15 protein-coding genes are annotated in these 17,213 nt (G+C 72.8%); 3 read left to right on the top strand and 12 right to left on the bottom strand.

All coding sequences use genetic code 11. From position 1 onward, the window contains the following. Positions 1-192: 192 nt before the first annotated feature. Positions 193-1,104, bottom strand: coding sequence for an alpha/beta fold hydrolase (locus AC5WAM_RS40770; protein ID WP_495520802.1), 912 nt, complete (start codon positions 1,102-1,104; stop codon positions 193-195). A 619-nt stretch (positions 1,105-1,723) separates the two neighbouring features. Between AC5WAM_RS40770 and AC5WAM_RS40765 the strand changes: the two genes are divergently transcribed. Together AC5WAM_RS40765 and AC5WAM_RS40760 are read left to right on the top strand one after the other, a co-directional pair. Beyond that, positions 1,724-3,085 (top strand): MFS transporter, encoded by a 1,362-nt coding sequence (locus tag AC5WAM_RS40765; RefSeq protein WP_495520801.1) that lies wholly within the window; start codon positions 1,724-1,726, stop codon positions 3,083-3,085. Continuing rightward, entirely contained in the window at positions 3,082-4,314 is a 1,233-nt protein-coding gene (locus tag AC5WAM_RS40760) for an FAD-dependent monooxygenase (protein WP_495520800.1), read from the top strand. Before AC5WAM_RS40765 ends, AC5WAM_RS40760 begins: the two co-directional genes overlap by 4 nt. A 38-nt stretch (positions 4,315-4,352) precedes the next feature. On the opposite strand, the gene AC5WAM_RS40755 is transcribed toward AC5WAM_RS40760, so the two are convergent. The 10 genes from AC5WAM_RS40755 to AC5WAM_RS40710 form a co-directional block, all read right to left on the bottom strand. Further along, entirely contained in the window at positions 4,353-5,042 is a 690-nt protein-coding gene (locus AC5WAM_RS40755; protein WP_495520799.1) for a response regulator transcription factor, read from the bottom strand. Next, positions 5,039-6,370, bottom strand: coding sequence for a sensor histidine kinase (locus AC5WAM_RS40750; protein WP_495520798.1), 1,332 nt, complete (start codon positions 6,368-6,370; stop codon positions 5,039-5,041). Before AC5WAM_RS40750 ends, AC5WAM_RS40755 begins: the two co-directional genes overlap by 4 nt. Before the next feature lie 8 nt (positions 6,371-6,378). Beyond that, positions 6,379-8,598 (bottom strand): MMPL family transporter, encoded by a 2,220-nt coding sequence (locus AC5WAM_RS40745; protein WP_495520797.1) that lies wholly within the window; start codon positions 8,596-8,598, stop codon positions 6,379-6,381. 248 nt (positions 8,599-8,846) lie between these two features. Then, positions 8,847-9,674, bottom strand: a complete 828-nt coding sequence (locus tag AC5WAM_RS40740; RefSeq protein WP_495520796.1) for a hypothetical protein — start codon at positions 9,672-9,674, stop codon at positions 8,847-8,849. Positions 9,675-9,752: 78 nt separating this feature from the next. Next, entirely contained in the window at positions 9,753-10,250 is a 498-nt protein-coding gene (locus tag AC5WAM_RS40735) for a hypothetical protein (protein WP_495520795.1), read from the bottom strand. 170 nt (positions 10,251-10,420) lie between these two features. Beyond that, the gene (locus tag AC5WAM_RS40730) at positions 10,421-10,810 is read right to left on the bottom strand and encodes a hypothetical protein (protein ID WP_495520794.1); all 390 of its coding nucleotides are present in this window, start codon (positions 10,808-10,810) and stop codon (positions 10,421-10,423) included. A 108-nt stretch (positions 10,811-10,918) separates the two neighbouring features. Next, positions 10,919-11,731, bottom strand: a complete 813-nt coding sequence (locus AC5WAM_RS40725; protein WP_495520793.1) for an MFS transporter — start codon at positions 11,729-11,731, stop codon at positions 10,919-10,921. Between the two features lie 89 nt (positions 11,732-11,820). After that, positions 11,821-12,855 (bottom strand): NAD-dependent epimerase/dehydratase family protein, encoded by a 1,035-nt coding sequence (locus AC5WAM_RS40720; protein WP_495520792.1) that lies wholly within the window; start codon positions 12,853-12,855, stop codon positions 11,821-11,823. 769 nt (positions 12,856-13,624) lie between these two features. Next, positions 13,625-13,819, bottom strand: coding sequence for a hypothetical protein (locus AC5WAM_RS40715; RefSeq protein WP_495520791.1), 195 nt, complete (start codon positions 13,817-13,819; stop codon positions 13,625-13,627). 80 nt (positions 13,820-13,899) lie between these two features. Then, positions 13,900-14,616: a TetR/AcrR family transcriptional regulator gene (locus AC5WAM_RS40710; protein WP_495520790.1), complete on the bottom strand. Its 717-nt coding sequence runs from the start codon at positions 14,614-14,616 to the stop codon at positions 13,900-13,902. A gap of 117 nt (positions 14,617-14,733) precedes the next feature. On the opposite strand from AC5WAM_RS40710, the gene AC5WAM_RS40705 reads away from it, so the two are divergent. Continuing rightward, entirely contained in the window at positions 14,734-15,927 is a 1,194-nt protein-coding gene (locus AC5WAM_RS40705) for an FAD-dependent monooxygenase (protein WP_495520789.1), read from the top strand. 158 nt (positions 15,928-16,085) lie between these two features. Here the strand turns inward: AC5WAM_RS40705 and AC5WAM_RS40700 are convergent, their stop codons facing one another. Next, entirely contained in the window at positions 16,086-17,141 is a 1,056-nt protein-coding gene (locus tag AC5WAM_RS40700; RefSeq protein ID WP_495520788.1) for an SGNH/GDSL hydrolase family protein, read from the bottom strand. Between the last annotated feature and the right edge of the window lie 72 nt (positions 17,142-17,213).

Below are 17,213 nucleotides of genomic sequence, written 5' to 3'. Positions count from 1 at the left end.
CGGGCCGGTGCGCGCGAGGCCGTTGATCCCCCGGGGGCCCTGGTGGGGCTCGGACGCCCCGGTGGCGGCCCACATAGACCGGCCCTGTTCGGTGCTGTCGGTGCCCCTGCCCCGACACGTAAACGAACGTGAGGCGGAAGAAGCAGGCGTCGTACGGAGCGTCGGTCGGACGACCCAGGTGAGGCCACCCCTTCAGGCACTGGGCGACCAGCTTGCCGGACCCGGGCCGGTCGCGGTGTCGACGGACTCGTCCAGGGACGACAGGGCCTCGTGGAACTGGCGGAACCCGTCGGAGCAGGTGAGTTCGATCGCGGCGACGACGGACGACGCATGGCGGGTGGGCAGACGATGACAGCCGCGCGGGACGACGTGGAGCCGGGCGCTGGGGATCTGCTCGGCCAGGCGGTGCGAGTGGGCGGGCGGAATCGTGGGGTCGTCCTCCCCGACGAGGATGTGTACGGGGATGCGCCGCAAGGCCTCCAGCTCGGTGACGTCGTGGCGCATCAGTGCCTGGAACCACCGGGCGGCGACATCCATGGGCGGTTGCGTGCTCAGCCTCGGCTGCCAGAGGTTGTGCAGCCGGAGCGCCAGGCCCGGGGCGCGGATGCACATGCCGGCCATGACGTGGCGCGCCAGTCCGATCAGGCGCGTCGGAAGTGGGTGGCCTGCGGCGGCGAGGTCGAGGCCGCCGCTGCTGGAGGCGGCCAGCAGCACCGCGATGACCTTGTCCCCGAACAGGCCGGGGCGACCGGCTGCCAGAGTGAGCGCCGCCGCGCCGCCCATGGAGTGGCCGACCAGGACGACCGGCACGTCCCCGGGTGCGGTGGCGGCGATGACCGCCTGGAGGTCGTCGGCCAGCAGGGACATCGCGGGCCGGGCGGTACCGGTGGTGGAGCGGCCGTGTCCGCGCTGGTCGTAGCGCACGACGAGGGTGGTGGGCCGGGCCAGTTGTGCCACGGTCTTGTCCCAGATGGCAGAGGTCGCCTGCCAGCCGTGGGCCAGGACGAGCACCAGATCGGGGTCGCGCGGCCCGCGCAGGTAGAGGGCCAGTCGGGCGCCGTCCGGCCGCAGCAGGCCGACGGGGGTGCAGGGGATCTCGGGCACGGACGTCTCCTCGATGCGGCGGCGGTACGGCTTTCCGGGGCGGGTGGCGGCGGTGCGCTTCTGTGCGGCGGGGCTTGCTGAGTCATGCCCTGCCGAGGGCAGGAAGGCACACGGGGGCAGGAAGGCACACGGAGTACAGACGCAGGAGGCGGTAGCGCAGGTTGTAGAGGGCTCGACCGCCGCCTCGCAGCGGCGAACCGCCCGGCCCCGGCTCCCGGACTCCGGCTCAAGCCTCACCCCGTAGTGCCCGAGCACCAGAACGCCCGAGGAACTGGTCCCCGTGCACCAAGGCAGGACGGCGGCCGGAGACGATGTCCCGCGAGGCGCCGCACGCGAGGGTGGAAACGCGTGGATCCCATGCGTTTCCCCTTGCCTGAGCGGCGTTTGGAGTGATCAACAGGTGGCGGCTTTTCTCGACGGTACGGACGATACGGCGGGGGCGGCCGAGCCGGGTGAGTCGACCGATTCGGTTGACCGGCCCCGCGGTTCGGCCCCTCGATGGAGCAGCGCGGTCAGTGGTGCCCGCCGTGCCGAGGTCACGGGTCGGGCCGGGGGCGAGCCCACGGGGGACGACGAGCGAGCGGGCCCGCCGGGCGGGCGATCGGCGCGCGTCGGCAGGTTGTCCATCGGCGCACTCGGCGTCCTGGCCCTCGCCCTCGGCGCGCTCCAGTCCGTCCTCGACCCCGCCCTTCCGCTGCTCCAGCGGGAGTTGGGAGTCAGCCCGGCCGAAGGAGCCCTTGTCGCCAACACCTTGCTCGTCACCGGCGCGGTCGTCGCGCCGCTCGCGGGCAAACTCGGTGACCGCTACGGCGGGAAGCGGGTGCTAGTCCGGCTGATGGCCGTGGTCTCGGCCGGTGGTCTGGTGGCCAGTCTGGCGCCGAACCTGCCGGTGCTGTTGCTCGGGCAAGTGCTGCAGGGCGTCATGGTGGGTGCGCTGCCGCTGTCCTTCGTCCTGGTGCGCAAACATCTTTCGGCCGGGGCGTCGCAGATGGCGATCGGCCTGGTCATGGCGCTGTTCACGGGCGGCGGCATGGTGGGGACGCTGTTCGCGGGGCCGGTGGCGGAAGGCCTGTCCTGGAAGTGGATGTTCGCGCTGCCTACGATCGCGATCGTCGCGGCGACGGCGGTCGTGGCCCGGGTCATGCCGCACGATCAGCCGGTCCGAGCGGACAGCAGGATCGACTGGCCCGGTGCGGTCTCGCTGAGCGGCACGTTGCTCACGCTCATGATCGGGCTCGTGCAGGTGACGGGCGGCGACCTCCCGCCCCTCGCGGTCGGTGCCCTCGCAGTGGCCGTGGCCGTCCTCGCGACCGGATGGGTCGCCGTCGAGCGCCGGGCCGCCTCGCCGATGGTCGATCTCCGCATGCTGGCACGGCCCGCCATGTGGACCGCGTGCGTGTTCACCTTCCTCATCACCACCAGCTCCGGGATGGTGCTCTTCCTGCTCCCTCAGCTGTTCGCGCTACCCTCCGACGGGTACGGCTTCGGCGCCACCACGACCGACATCGGCCTGTTCCTGCTGCCCGGTGCCGTCGCCGGGGCGGTCAGCGACTGGGTCGGCGGAATCGCGACGCGGCGTTTCCGTCCGCGTGCCGTGGTCGTCGCGGGCACCGCCGTCACGGCGACCACGATGATCGCCCTGGCGGCGCTGCACGGCGCGGCATGGCAGCTCGTCCTCGCGAAGGCGCTGACCGCGTTCGCCGCGGGCGTGGCCACCACGGCGCTGCTGGCGGGCGCCGCCACCTCCGTGGATGCCAAGGACACCGGCATCGCCACCAGCCTGCTCGTGGTGACCCGGGTGATCGGAATCGCCCTGGGCGTCCAGATCGGCGGCGCGCTCCTCGACGCCGGGGCCGACCCGACGACGGGTCTGCCCGCCGAATCGGCCTTCGTCACGGGCTTCGCCGTCTCCGGCCTCGTCGCCGCCCTGTCCCTGCTCGTCGTCCGAATCACCAGAATCCGGAAAGGAACCCAGTCATGACGTCTACCGGTCCCTCGACACGCGTGCGTACGGCCGCGAAGCGCAACGTCCTGATCTCCGGAGCCAGCATCGCCGGACCCGCCCTCGCGTACTGGCTGCACCGCTCCGGATGCGCGGTCACCGTGGTGGAGAAGGCGGGCGCCCTGCGCGACGGTGGCTATCCGATCGACATCCGTGGCACCGCGATCGAGGTGGTCCGGCGGATGGGGATACTGCCGCGGCTCCAGGACGCGCACATCGACTCGCGCCGCTTCACCTTCCTCAACGCCGACGGCAGCGAGGTGACCTCGCTCGGCCCGCACGCCGTCGTCGGAAGTGTCGAGGGCCAGGACCTCGAAGTGCGGCGCGGGGACCTGGCCGCGGTTCTCCACGCGCTGGTCCGCGACGACGTGGAGTTCCTGTTCGGCGACTCCATCGAGGCCATCGACACCCTCGACCAGCGCGGAGGCGGCGTCGGCGTGACGTTCCGCAGCGGGCGGCAGCGCACGTTCGACCTGGTGATCGGCGCCGACGGCATGCATTCGAAGACCCGGGAGTCCCTGTTCGGCCCGGAGGAACAGTTCCACCACTATCTCGGCTACGGATTCGCCGCGTTCACCATGCCGAACACCTTCGGCCTCTCCCACGAGCTCATGATGTGGAACACCCCGGGCAGGGCCGCGGCCCTCTACGCCGTCGGGTCCAGCGACGAACTGCACGCCTTCCTGGTCTTCCACCGGCCGGAGCCGCCGCTGGACGCCCTGCGCGACCCCGACGCCCAGCGGGACCTGACCGCCGCGGTCTTCGCGGGCGCGGGGTGGGAGGTCCCCGGCATGGTCAGTGCGATGCGTGACGCGGCCGACCTGTTCTTCGACACGGCCGGTCAGATCCGCATGCCGCACTGGTCAAGGGGCCGCGTCGCGCTCGTCGGCGATGCCGCGTACGCGCCCTCGTTCCTCACCGGCCAGGGTTCGAGCCTCGCTCTGGCCGGTGCCTACGTGCTCGCCCACTCCCTTGCCGCGCACGGGGACCACACTGCTGCCTTCACGGCGTACGAACGCGACCTGCGTGCGTACGTCACCATGAATCAGGCGCTGGTCGGCAACGGCGCGGCCTCGCTCCTGCCCATCACGGCACGGGCCCTGGAGGAACGCAACACCAGGCTGCGGAACCTCGCCGCCCTGCCCTCGGCGACGGCGCCACCGGCCCACTCGGCCCTCGTGCTGCCCGCGTTCGACCCGCTGTCGTGACCTGAGGGGCCCTTCGCGCACAGGAAGGCGGCGCCGCCCTAGCCGGGAGCGGCGCCGCCGTCAGGGGCCGCCCGGGCCAGGCCCGTCCGGTAGGCGATGACGACGAGCTGTGCCCGGTCGCGGGCCTCCAGCTTCGTCATGGCGCGCTGCACGTGGGCGCGGACCGTGAAGGGACTGAGGAACATCTGCTCGGCGATCTCCTGGTTGGAGAGACCGGTCGCGACCAGGGCCACCATCTCGCGTTCGCGCGGGGTGAGCACGGCGAGCCGTCCGGGGTCACGCGGCGGGGCGTCGTCCGGTGTGGCCAGGAAACGGGCGACCAGGGAGCGGGTGGCGGCGGGCGAAAGGAGGGTCTCGCCGTCGGCGATCGTCCGCACGGCGGACAGCAGGTCCTCGGCCCCGATGCCCTTGCCGATGAAGCCGCCCGCCCCCGCGCGCAACGCCTGCGCGACGTATGCGTCGGTCTCGTACGTGGTGAGGATCAGGATGCGGCTGGCCCGCAGTTCCGGGTCCGCGCAGATCTGCGACGTGGCGGTGAGGCCGTCCACTTCGGGCATGCGGATGTCCATGATCACCACGTCGGGGCGCAGCTCCCGGGTGAGTCGCACCGCCTCCCTGCCGTCGGCGGCCTCGCCGACCACGGTGATGTCGTCGGCGGATTCGAGCAGCAGCCGGAAGGCCCCGCGCAGCAGGGCCTGGTCGTCGGCGAGCAGCACGCGGAGCGTCATGGCGCGTCCCCGGCCCTTCCGCGGCCCGTACGGCCGTCAACTGTTCGTCCCCCGGCGGGCGTTGCTCCGGCCGACGTCGACGTAGTGTCCTTCGCGGGCGGGAGGGGCAGCTGGGCGGAGACGAGGAAGCCGCCCTCCGGGCGCCTTCCCGCGGAGAGGTGGCCCCCGACCGCGGTGGCGCGTTCGCGCATGCCGATGAGGCCGTAGCCGGGCGCGCGCCCCGCCGCCGTCGGCGTACTCGATCCCGTCGGCGCACCGGGTGCCGTGGCCGCGGCCGGTACCGTACGGGCGCCTCCGCCGTCGTCGGTGACGGTGACGGTGAGGCGGTCGCGGTGCCAGGCGAGGCACACCCGCGCGCTGCTCGCGGCGGCGTGTTTGGTCACGTTGGTCAGGGCCTCCTGGACGATGCGGTAGGCGGTGAGGTCCACGCCCGGGGGCAGCGGTCTGGCCGTGCCGTCGTGGCGCACCGACACCTCCAGGCCCGCGCGGCGGAAGGAGTCGAGGAGCGCGGGCAGGTCGGACAGGCCGGGTGCCGGTTCGGCGGGTGCGGCGGCGTCCCCGGACTGGCGCAACAGGCCGACCGTGGCCCGCAGTTCGTCCAGCGCGTGGCCGGTGGTCTCGACGAGCTCGCGCAGGCTCGTGCGGGTCTGCTCGGGGCGGGCGTCGAAGAGGTGCGCGGCGACCGTGGCCTGCGCGTTGGCCAGGGTGATCTGGTGGGCCACGAGGTCGTGCAACTCCCGGGCGATGCGCACCCGTTCCTCGGCCACTCTGTGCCGCGCCTCGCTGTCCCGGGTCTCCTCGGCCCGCCGGGCCCGCTCCTCCACGGCCGCCAGGTAGGCCCGCCGGTTCCGCGTCGAGTGACCGAGTACGCCCGCCACCACCGGGAACGCCGCGACCGCTCCCATCCTGCTCACGTCCTGCCCCGAGAGGTTCTCGAAGAAGGGGGTGGGCGCGACGAGCAGGAGCGCGGACAGGAGCAGCACCGCGCTCCCCGCGCGCCGTTCGGTGCGCACGGTGAGCGCGTACGTGTACGCGGCGATCACGGCGGGGGCCACGATGAGCGGCGTCAGGAGGAGGCCCAGGGGCGGCACCAGCATGCCGCTCGCGGTCGTGGCCGCCAGGGCGGCCAGCGGTGCCCGGTGCCGCAGCGGCAGTACGGCACAGGACACCACCGCGATGACGTAGGCGGCGGCGGGCGGCGCCGACACCGTGTCGTCGACGTGGAGCACGCCGCCGAGCAGACAGAGCGCGAACGCCGTCGCCGTGATCGCTGTCTCCCGCCGCCACGTGCCGCGGGAACGCGGGCCGCCGCCACCTGAGTTCGTCATGACCGGCTCTAGTACCGGTGGCGGCCGACGGGAAGCGGCGACACCGCCGCGTCCGGCACGGTCGGGGACGCCGGGGCGCGCCCGCTCAGCCTCTCGCCCTCGATGTCCACGTTCGGCAGCACGCGGTTCAGGATACGGGGCAGCCACCAGGCGCGGTGGCCGAGCAGCGCCAGGGCCGCGGGGGCGATGGCCATCCGGACCACGAAGGCGTCGAAGGCGACGGCGGAGGCCAGGCCGACGCCCATCGTCCGGACGGTCGGGTTGCTCATGCCGATGAACCCGGCGAACACACTGATCATGATGATGGCCGCCGCGGCCACCACGCGGCCGCTGTGCCGGAAGCCGGTGACGACGGCCTCGCCGGGGGACGCGCCGTGGACGTAGGCCTCCCGCATGCGGGTGAGCAGGAAGACCTCGTAGTCCATGGCCAGACCGAACACGATGCCGATGATGAGGACCGGCATCAGCGACATGACCGGTCCGGTCTGTTCGATGCCGATGAGGTCCGCGGCCCAGCCCCACTGGAAGACGGCGACGACGACGCCGAACGCGGCCCCCACCGACAGCAGGAAGCCGAGCGCGGCCTTGACCGGGACCAGGACCGAGCGGAAGACCACCGTCAGCAGGAGCACGGCCAGGCCGATGACCACGGTCAGATACGGGACGAGGGCGTCGGCCATGGCTTCGGAGACGTCGATGTTCAGTGCGGTCCTGCCGGTGACCAGGACGCCCGCGCCCGTGTCGGCCTCGACGCCGGAGACCGCGCTCCGGATCGCCTGCACCAGGTCCTTGGTCTCGCCGCTGTTCGGCGCGGTCCGCGGGACGGCCGTGAGGACGGCCGTGTCCTCGGTCCGGCTGAGCACCGGGTCACCGACCGACGCGACCCCGTCGACGGCCCGTACGGTCTCGGCGACCAGGTCCGTGGTGGCGCGGGGCTCCGCAGAGTGCGAGGTGTCCACGACCACGGTCAGGGGGCCGTTGAAGCCGGGGCCGAAGCCTTCCGACAGGAGGTCGTAGGCGCGGCGCTGGGTGGTCTCCACCGACTTGGACTCGTCCCCGGGCAGCCCGAGTTCGAGGCTGAGCGTGGGGAGGGCAACGGCGCCGAGACCGAGTACGGAGACCACCAGGACGGCCACGGGGCGGCGCAGCACGAACCGTGCCCAGCGGGTGCCGACACCCGCGGACCCGCTGTCCGGGCGGGCGCCCTTGCGGACGGTGCGGGACAGCACCCGGTGGCCGAAGAACCCGAACAGGGCGGGGACCAGGGTCAGCGCGACGAGGACGGCGAGGGCCACGGCGCCCGCGCCGCCCAGTCCCATCCGGGTGAGTTCGGGGATGCCGACGACCCCCAGGCCGACCAGGGCGATGAAGACGGTCGCCCCGGCGAAGACCACGGCGGATCCGGCCGTGCCCACCGCCCGGCCCGCGGCCTCTTCCGGCTCGCTGCCCCGGGCGCGTTCGTCGCGGTAGCGGGAGGTGATGAAGAGCGCGTAGTCGATGCCGACCGCGAGGCCCAGCATCAGCGCCAGGACGGCGACGGTGGAGGTCAGGCCCAGCGGCACGGCGAGGGCGGAGACCAGGCCGAAGGCGATGGCCACGCCGGTGAAGGCGCTGAGCAGCGAAAGGCCGGCCGCGACCAGCGAGCCGAGGGTGAGGACGAGGACCACCGCCGCCACCGCCACGCCGACGATCTCCGTCGTACCGCCCGGTGACTCCTCCGACTCCAGCGCCGAGCCGCCGATCTCCACGGTCAGTCCCGCGTCCCGGGCCTGGCTCGCGGCGCCTTCCAGAGCGCTCTTCGTGGGCCCGGACAGGTCAACGGCGGCCGCGGTGTAGGTGATGGTGGAGTACGCGATGGTGCGGTCCTTGCTGACGGCACCGGTCTTGTAGGGGTCGGTGGCCGACGCCACCTGGTCGCCCCCGTCCAGCAGGTCGAGCGCGTCCGCGACGGCCGCCTTGTTCTCCTTGGCCGTCATGCGCTGCCCGTCCGGGGCCCGGAACACCAGACGGGCCTCGGCCCCTTGGGAGTTGCTCTGCGGGAAGCGCTCGTCGAGCAGGTCGAAGGCCTGCTGCGACTCGGTGCCGGGCATGGAGAGGTCCTCGTCCTCCCCCGACGGCGCGACGGCGGCGGCGAGCCCGGCGAGCACCAGGGCGGCCAGCCAGAGCCCGCCCACGAGCCGACGCCGCCGGAAGGCCCACCGTCCGACCCGGTAGAGAAATGTCGCCACCTTCGATCACTCCAGACACCGCTAGACAAGGGGGAAACGCGCGCGATCGGCGCGCCTCCCACACTTGCCTGCGGCGCCTTGGGGGGCATCGTCTCCGGCTGCCGTCCTGCTCTGGTGCAGGCGGATCAGGCGGTCGGGGGGGGGCTGGTGCGTGTGCACTACGGGGCGGGGTCCGACCTGGAGTTGAGCGGCCGGGCCGCGGTCCGCTCCCGCGCGGTCGGCCGGACCACGGTCCGCCCCGACCCGGGCTACGCGGGCAAGGCCGCCAGCGACACCGTGACGACCGTCGGCGCCGCTCGCCCCGCCTCCCGCAGCGCCTCGGCGACCATCTCCACCAGCCACACCGCGACGTCCGGCGACCACTCGCGCGTGCCGCAGCCGAACCGGAGCACCTCGTGCATCCCGTGGGTGTGCGTCGACCGGTCGAGATCGAGGGCGAGGCCCACGAGGCCGCCCTCCGCCGCCGTTGCGGAGACGTCCACCGCCCCCTGGGCCTTCTCCCGCACCGCCGCGCACAGGGCCGCCGCGTCGGACTCGGCCGCTCCGCCCTCGCCGGGGCGGCAGGAGACGGTCACCAGCAGCTCGTGCCGGGCGTCGGGGTCGGCCAGGCCGAACCACGGTGCCAGCTCGATCTGGTGGAAGGCGGTGTCGCGCTCGGTGGCCTGCAACGGCAGCAGGGCGTGCAGGCCCGTGAACGTCACCGTGCCCACGCGGGCCAGCGTGTCGGACAGCACCAGGGCGATCGGTCGCACGGGCAGCCCCGGACGCGGCGGCTCGGTGTGGACGCCTGCCCCCAGCCACGCCAGCTGGTGCACCGCACCGTCCTGCGTCCAGTCACCGCCGACGTCTTCGTGAGCCCACGCGGTGGGCTCGTGCTCGGCCGTGACCTCGCCGTCCTCGTGGAGCAGACCGCCCACGGTCCGCCAGCCGTAGGAACCGGCCCGCTCGACGGCCAGGAAGAGGACCTCCTCCTCGACGGAGCCCTCGGCGTCGGCGTCCCGCGTGACCACCCGGTCGAACCACGGATGCCGCTGCAGGGTCCCGTGCAGACCGACGACGACACTGGGGGGAAACACAGGCGGGCACTCCCTCGATGCGGAAAGAACGGCGGACGGTGCCGGAAGATTATCTTCCGGCACCGCCTCAGCCCTTGGTCACAGGCCGCAGCCGAGCCTCTGCGTCGCGGTGATCTTCTTGTAGTTGTCGTCCGGGTAGCCGATCAGGTCGACGTCGATGACGCTGCGGAAGTCGTACTGGCCCACGTTGTACGTGCACTTGTACGCGGCCGCCGCGCGCTTGCCGCTGCCGCCGCCGGAGTAGACGTTCTTCACGTCCGTGGCCAGGGTCTTCCACTCGCCCCCGCGCTTGACCTGGAGCCAGACGGTGACCTTGGCCTTGACGCCCCGGGCCGGGCCGCTCAGGTTCTTCCACCAGCCGTGCGCGTTGATGTGGCCCCGCACCGTGTGCGAGAAGTGGACGTTGTCGCCCAGCGTCTGGAACGCCCCGATGCCGGAGCCTGCGCGGACGGACTGCGCGGAGGCGACACTGCGGTACAGCGGCGCGTCGGAACCGGCGGCCTGGGCCGGGACGGCCGCACCGACAGCGAGCAGAGTGGCCAGGGCAGCCGAAGCCGCCCCCGTACGGATACGCACGTGGAGTTCCCCCAAAGAGTCGTTCGGTCGCGACACGCTTCGCCGCGACGTTCGTACGCGCCGCAGTCTAAACACCTGGTCCGGGGCCTACGAACGGCAGTCCCCCCGTATCGGAGCCATGCCCTCCGTGATGCGGAGGCGCGCCTCCCTGGGGCCGCCGGTTGGAGCGTTCAGCGGCCCCGCAGCCGCGTGGAGAGGACCGCCATCGCGGCCATGAGCGCCGGGAGGACCAGCATCGCGGTGCGCAGGGTGGTGGATTCGGTGAGGGCGCCGATGAGGGGCGGCCCGGCCAGGAAGCCGACGTAGCCGACCGCGGAGACGGCGGCGATGGAGGGGCCGGGGCGTTCGGGGTTGAGGCCGGCGGCGTGGCTGAAGACGACGGGGACGACCGCGGCCATGCCCAGGCCGAGGAGGCCGTAGCCGAGGAACCCGGCGTGGACCGTCGGCCAGGCGACGGGGATGAGCGCGCCCGCCCCGGCGACCGCCGCGCAGCCCAGCGTGAAGCGGGTCGTACCGACGCGGGAGCGGACGCGGTCGGCGCAGAGCCGTCCGACGACCATCCCGCGGCCGAGAGGACGGCGAAGCCCGAGCCCGCCAGGCCCGCGGACGCGCCCGTGGCCTCGTGCAGATAGACCGCGCCCCAGTCGTTCACGGCCCCCCTCCCCCATTCAGCGCGCAGAACGCGACGAGGCCGGGGATCCACAGGCCGGGGCCGGGCAGCGCCAGGAGCGGCCCCGAGCCCTGCGCCGCACGCTCCGCCCGTCGCGGCTCGGGTGCCGGCGTGGTTCACGGCGGTGCTCGCGCTGTTCGCGTTCGGCAACACCGCCGTCGACGTGGCGATGAACACCCAGGGCGTCCTGGTCGAGCGGGCGTACGCGCGCCCGGTGCTCGAGCAGGGCGAGCCCCGGGGCGAAGGCGAGCCCGGTCAGCGCCGCCAGGTAGAGGGCCATGCCGGCGCCGAGCACCGCGCGGCTGCCGTACCGGGCCACCAGGCCGCCCACCAACGGCAGGCCGACGAAGGCGCCGCCGCTCAGGCCCACCAGCGCCACCGCCAGTTCGCCCGCGGAGAGGTCGAGCCGCTCCTGGACCGCGGGCACCCGGGCCGCCCAGGTCGCGAAGGCGACACCCGTGACGAAGAAGACCGCGCTCACGGCGAGCCGCATCGCTCTCAGGCGGGACGGGGTCAGGCCGTGGCGGTCGGCGATGGCGGCCAAGACGTCGTATCGGCGGGCAATCCGTTCAGGTCGACAGCGATGATCGCGCGTACGGGGCGTGGTCCGCTCCTCGATCCGTGCGGGGTCGAGGGTGAACGTGTCGATGCCCGTGTCGGCGAATGCCGGGGTCGCGTTGACCTGGAGCACGCACGACGCCGAGGCCAGGAAGGTGTCGGCGGGGACGATCACTTCGTCGCCCGGCTCGACGCCCGCGGTGGCCATGTACAGCGCGGCCGTAGCGGAGTTGGCGACCAGGACGTACGGCATGGAGGTGTACGTCCCTCACGCCTCCTCCAGTTCCTGCACCGCCCGCATCGGCCAGTGCCAGGGCGTGGCGGCGTCCATGGCGTCGAGCGCTAGCATGCCGCGGCCTCCGTCAGGCGCCTGCGCTCCGGCCGCTCCTTTCGGAACACCGCCTTGGCCGTGGGGAGTTGGGGGCGCAGGCCGAGTGCGGCGGCCAGGGAGGACAGGCCCGCCGCCAGGTCGATCGCCGGGCTGAAGCCGAGGGCGGCCAGGCGGGAGACGTCGGCGACGAGGGAGAAGCTGTCCTCCAGGCTGCTGTCGTCGGCGTCGAGGAGCGCGGGCCGCCCGGTGGCCTGGCCGACCGCCTCGGCCAGCTCGCGCATCGACACCTCGGTGCCGCTGCCCAGGTTGTAGGTCTCGCCGTCCTGTCCCCGGTCGGCGAGGGTGACGAGGGCCCGGCACATGTCGTCGACGTGGATGAAGTCCCGCGTCTTGCGGTCGATGTCCCCCACGACGGGGATCGGGAGTTCGTTGAGGTGCCAGCGCAGGAACTGCGACACCTCGCCGCCCGCTCGGGCCGGATCCTCGCCGGGTCCGTAGATGACGAAGGAGCGCCCGATCACGACGGGCAGACCGGCGGACTGGTGCAGGCTGCGCAGGATGAGTTCACCAGAGAGCTTGGAGGCGCCGTACGGCAGGAACGGCCGCGTGGGGTGGTCCTCGCCGATCGGTGTGCACTGAGGGGTGCCGTAGACGACCGCGGAGGAGAGGTAGACCAGGCGCTGGGCGCCGAGTTCGAGGCAGGCGTTGCCCACGTTGCAGGTGCCCAGGGCGTTGGGGTGGAAGTCGTGGCGGGGCTTCTCCACCGACACGGTGCCGCTGGCGTTGCCCGCCAGGTGGAAGACGACGTCGGCTCCTTGCAGGGCGAGCAGGGTCTCGCCGTAGTCGCGCAGGTCGGCGCAGGCGTGCCGCACGCCGGGCAACGCGGCGACGTCATCGGGGAGTTCGGCGTGATCGACGACGGTGACCTTCTTGCCGAGGCGACTGAGGGCGGTGGCCAGGTGACGACCGACGAAACCGGCACCTCCGGTCACCACTACTTCGTCGTGCCCTCGAAGGCCGCCGAACACGTCTGACGCGTGGATCAAGATCGCTCCCAGGTGTGTGGGGTCCGGAACCGCGCCGGAGTCCCGAGCCGGGGCGCGCCGGGGCGCGGCGCGCGGGAACCGGCAGCGGACGGACGGGTCGGTCCGGGCCTGCTGCGGAGCGTCGCGCGGCACGCGGCCGGTCGGGACGGATCAGTGCGGATCGTACGGATCGAATGGGTCATGCGGATCGGTGCGCCTCGACGCACACCGGTGCAGATGGGTGTGCGTCGGCATGAGGCGTGTGGATCGCCGTGCGGTGCGGAAGGCGTACGTCGTGCTGCGGAGCCACGCGGAAACTCCCCGCCTGACTTCAGTGGAACACGTGGTCTCGCCGCCGGAACAAGGCCGCCGGAGAAGATGACCGATGTGGCCGCCCCGCCCGGACGGACTCCGCCGCGCCATACGGAGGATGGCTGAAGAAACACCCCCGGAGGAAGCGACTGCCCCGCTCAGGCGTACCGGAGCCCCTGGCGCGGCTGAGGCCGGAGCGTCTCGGATGGCTGAATCGTCACGCGCTCTGCGGACGCGTCACCGGGGCCTCGCCAGGGCGGCGGGGGCCTCAGGCGCGCGAGACGTGGTCCGTTCGGCCCGTTGTGCGCGGCCGGTCGGCCCCGTCGCGCGGTCCGTTGTGCGCAGCGGGTCGCCCCTCTCGCCTGGCCCGGTGTGCGCAGCGGGCCGACTCCCTCGCATGGCCCGGTGCGCGCAGCCGCTCGGCTCCCTCGCGCGGTCCGCCGCGTGCAGCCGCTCGGCTCCCTGGGACGCCTTGCCCTCAGGCACCCTTGGTGAAGATCCGCCCCGTTTCATCCGTCCAGGCCTGTAGCCGCAGCGTCTCGTCATGGGCGGCGGCGCCACTGATCCCCACCGCCATGCCCGCCGCGCCGGCGGCGACACCGGTCGCCTCCACGCCCAGGGCGGTGCCGCCTTCCGCGCGCTGGACCCGGGTGAGGAGTACGGCCCCGGGCATGCGGTACGGCGGCAGCGGCCTTGGCAACACAGACTCAGCCCCGCCCCCAGCGACTCGGCAAGGGTGGGGTCGAGCCCCGGTCACCGCGCGCGCTCGTCGATGAGTACGGCCAAGCCGTCCAGGATCCGCCGCAGGCCGAACTCCCAGGCCTGGTCCTGCCCGCCGGACCCGGCGGCTGAGGTGAGGGCCGCGGTGAGCGCCGGGAACCACTCGCCGTGCTCCCGCATCACCTCGTCGAGGAGGGAGCCCAGTTGGGCCTCGGGGTTGCCTGCGGGGCCTGCCGCGCGGGCCTGTTGGGTGATGCCGCGCACGTGACCGACCAGCAGGACGGCCGCGTCCATCCGCTCGGCGCCGCTCAACGCCGTGCCGTCCAGGGCGGATACGGCGCGCTCCAGCCAGGACAGCTCGCCAGGCCCCATGATCCGCGGTCCGACAGTGGCGTCCAGCGCCCAGGTGTGGTCACGAAAGACCGTGAGGAGCTGGCGGGCCCACTCCTCCAGTTGCTCGCGCCAGCCACCGGGCCGCGCCTCCTCCGCCGGGTAGGGCCCGATCGCGGCGTCGACCATCAGGGCGACCAGCTCGGCCTTGCCCGGCACGTACCGGTACAGCGCCATCTTGGTCACGCCCAGCTTCGCGGCGATCCGCTGCATGGAGACCTCGGCCAGCCCCTCCGAGTCGGCGATCTCGACCCCGGCCCGTGCGATGCGGTCCAGGTCGAGCGTCGGCCTGGGCCCGCGCGCGGGCTTGGGGTGCGGCCCCCACAGCAGCCGCACCACCTCGGCGTGTCCCTCGCCCATGCCTGCCGCCTTCCCGCCTTGCCGTGCCTTGCTCCACCTTGCGCAGTCAACTGTATCCAGAGTACACAGTAAGTATCAGTGTCCCAAGGACACAGTTTTTCGAGCGAGGGGCGACCCATGACCAGAAGCGTCCTCATCTCCGGCGCGGGCGTCGCAGGACCGGCCCTGGCCTACTGGCTGGGACGCCACGGCTTCCGGCCCACCGTCGTCGAAGTCGCCCCGGCCCTGCGCCAGGGCGGTCAGGCCGTGGACTTCCGCGGCGAGGCGCACCTGACCGTCCTCGAACGCATGGGCCTGCTGCCCGCACTGCGCTGCGTCCAGACCGGCGGCAGTCCGATGCGCTTCGTCGACGAGCGCGGCCGTACGCTGCTCGACCTGCCCGCCGAGTTCGCCGGTGGCGAGATAGAGGTGCTGCGCGGAGACCTGGCCCGCGTGCTCCACGAGCACAGCGCCCCCTGCGCCGAGTACGTCTTCGGCGACTCGATCGCCGCCCTCACCGAGACTTCCTCCGGCGTGCGGGCCGTCTTCCACAGCGGCATCTCGCGCGACTTCGACCTGGTCATCGGCGCGGACGGACTGCACTCCACCGTCCGCCGCCTCGCCTTCGGCCCCGAGGAGAACCACGTCAGCCACCTCGGGTACTACACGGCCACCTGGCAGCTGCCCAACACCCTGGGCCTGAGCAGGGGGTCCGTCGGGTACAACGTGCCGGGGCGGCTCGCCTCGGCAGGCGCCGACCACCGGGACCCCGCACGGGCAGGGGCGTTCTTCGTCTTCGCCGCGCCGGAGCTGACGTACGACCGCCGCGACACCGAGCAGCAGAAGCGCCTCGTCCACGACGCGTTCTCCGGCCTCGACTGGGAGGTGCCCCGGCTGCTCGCCTCCCTGGACCAGGCCCCCGACCTGTACTTCGACTCGATCAGCCGGGCGGACGTGAACACCTGGTCCACGGGGCGCGTGTGCCTCGTCGGCGACGCGGCCTGCGGGGCCGCCATCGGCGGCATGGGCACGGGCACCGCGGTGGTCGCGGCGTACGTCCTGGCCGGTGAACTCGCGCGGGCCCAGGGCGATCACCGGGCGGCCTTCGCCCGCTACGAGAGCAGGCTCCGCGGGTACGCCGAGGGCTGCCGGACCGGCGGCGACCGCACCGGAAAGTTCCTCGCCCCCGCCACCCTCACCGGCATCCGCCTCCGCAACACCCTGCTGTCCCGGCGCCTGCTCCTGAACGGCATGCTCAAGCTGGGCGAAAGGGTCAGCAGCACTGTGGCTCTGCCTGACTATCAGGTCGACCACAGCCGCGTCGGCCGGTGAGCGAGGTGGCCGAGTCGCTCGTAGCGCCCGGCCCGGGAGGCAGCCGCACGACGAAGCCCCAGGCCGATGGCCTGGGGCTTCATTGAGGAGCGGCGACGGGAACCGGGCCGGTGGGCGGGCAGGGGTGCAGGGCCGGTTGCCGACAGGGGCTGGGCCCCTTACCGGTTGAGGACCTGTTCGACCTTGGTGGCCACGTGCCTGGCCTGGATGTCACGGCCCTTCTCGTTGGGGTGGGCGTACCACGGGATGGGCTGGCCGAGGAGTTCGAGCGTGGAGTTCTCCAGCAGGCCGCCGATGCCCCGGTCGGCGCCGTCACACGCGGTGTTGCTCCCGGTGCGGTCGTAGAGGTCCACGAAGTCGGCGCCGTCATCGGCGGCGGTCTTCTTCATGACGTCGTCCAGCCGCTTCTGCACCTGGTCCAGGACCGGCAGCGCGTCCTGGGGGATGTCGGCGAACGGACGTTCCGTCTGGCCGGGGGCCGCGGTCAGGCACTTGGTGGTGTCCTTGGGCACGAGCCTGGGATAGCCGACCAGGACGCGCTCGGCCCCAGGAGAGAAGTAGCTCATCCGCAGGAGCATCTGCTCCAAGTCCCCTTCTACCTGCTGGAACCGGTCGTCCAGCCATGCCTTTCCGTCTTCCGAGGCGAAGAACTCCCGGCACTCACCGGCCGGCTTGTCCGCGTCCACGGGCTCTCCGGGCAGCAGGGCGTGCTCGCGGAGCTTGGCGGAGCACTGCTTGATGATGCTGGTGAAGCCCAGCGTGTTGCCGCCCACGCCGCCCACGACCAGCTGGGTGTCGTCCTTGAGCGCGTCCTGCTGCGCCGGAACGGTCCCGGCGCCGAAGGGCAGTTGCTGCTCCTGCCAGAAGTGGTGGATGAGGGCGCCTCCGCAGGAGACGTCCGACTGGACGTCGAGGGTGATGCCCTTGTCGGCCAGGTGCCGGGCGGCGACGGCGGGATAGTTCTCCGTGGCCTGGAAACACCAACCCCTCTCGCCGTCCATATGGTTCACAGGAGCGATGCCGAAGTTGGCGGTGTAGGAGTCGCCGAAGAACACGGTCGGCACCGGGTCGGCGGGCGCCGCGGCGGCGGTTCCCGCCGGAACGGCGAGCGCGAGGCAGCCGCCCAGCGCGACGGCCGCGGCGGCCAGCCGCCGCGCCTGCGGAGTGGTCGTCTGCTGTGGAGTGGTCGTCTTCTTGCGCATGGCCGAAGGCATGTCTGCGCCCTTTCGTCGAGGCCCACGAGAAGCGGGGCCGGAACAGAACGCTCCGCATTCACTCATGCGCGG

It is taken from the genome of Streptomyces sp. JLYT201 (assembly GCF_059448825.1).
Note: the sequence above shows the minus strand (reverse complement) of the source record. Positions and strands in the feature narration are given on the sequence as shown.

What these genes read in the sequence shown, in the direction of transcription:
- AC5WAM_RS40730 (WP_495520794.1), bottom strand. Translation starts at nt 10,810, where the DNA reads ATGGTCGTCGGACGGCTCTGCGCCGACCGCGTCCGCTCCCGCGTCGGT.
- AC5WAM_RS40710 (WP_495520790.1), bottom strand. Translation starts at nt 14,616, where the DNA reads ATGGGCGAGGGACACGCCGAGGTGGTGCGGCTGCTGTGGGGGCCGCAC.
- AC5WAM_RS40705 (WP_495520789.1), top strand. Translation starts at nt 14,734, where the DNA reads ATGACCAGAAGCGTCCTCATCTCCGGCGCGGGCGTCGCAGGACCGGCC.
- AC5WAM_RS40715 (WP_495520791.1), bottom strand. Translation starts at nt 13,819, where the DNA reads ATGCCCGGGGCCGTACTCCTCACCCGGGTCCAGCGCGCGGAAGGCGGC.
- AC5WAM_RS40725 (WP_495520793.1), bottom strand. Translation starts at nt 11,731, where the DNA reads ATGCCGTACGTCCTGGTCGCCAACTCCGCTACGGCCGCGCTGTACATG.
- AC5WAM_RS40750 (WP_495520798.1), bottom strand. Translation starts at nt 6,370, where the DNA reads ATGACGAACTCAGGTGGCGGCGGCCCGCGTTCCCGCGGCACGTGGCGG.
- AC5WAM_RS40760 (WP_495520800.1), top strand. Translation starts at nt 3,082, where the DNA reads ATGACGTCTACCGGTCCCTCGACACGCGTGCGTACGGCCGCGAAGCGC.
- AC5WAM_RS40700 (WP_495520788.1), bottom strand. Translation starts at nt 17,141, where the DNA reads ATGCCTTCGGCCATGCGCAAGAAGACGACCACTCCACAGCAGACGACC.
- AC5WAM_RS40755 (WP_495520799.1), bottom strand. Translation starts at nt 5,042, where the DNA reads ATGACGCTCCGCGTGCTGCTCGCCGACGACCAGGCCCTGCTGCGCGGG.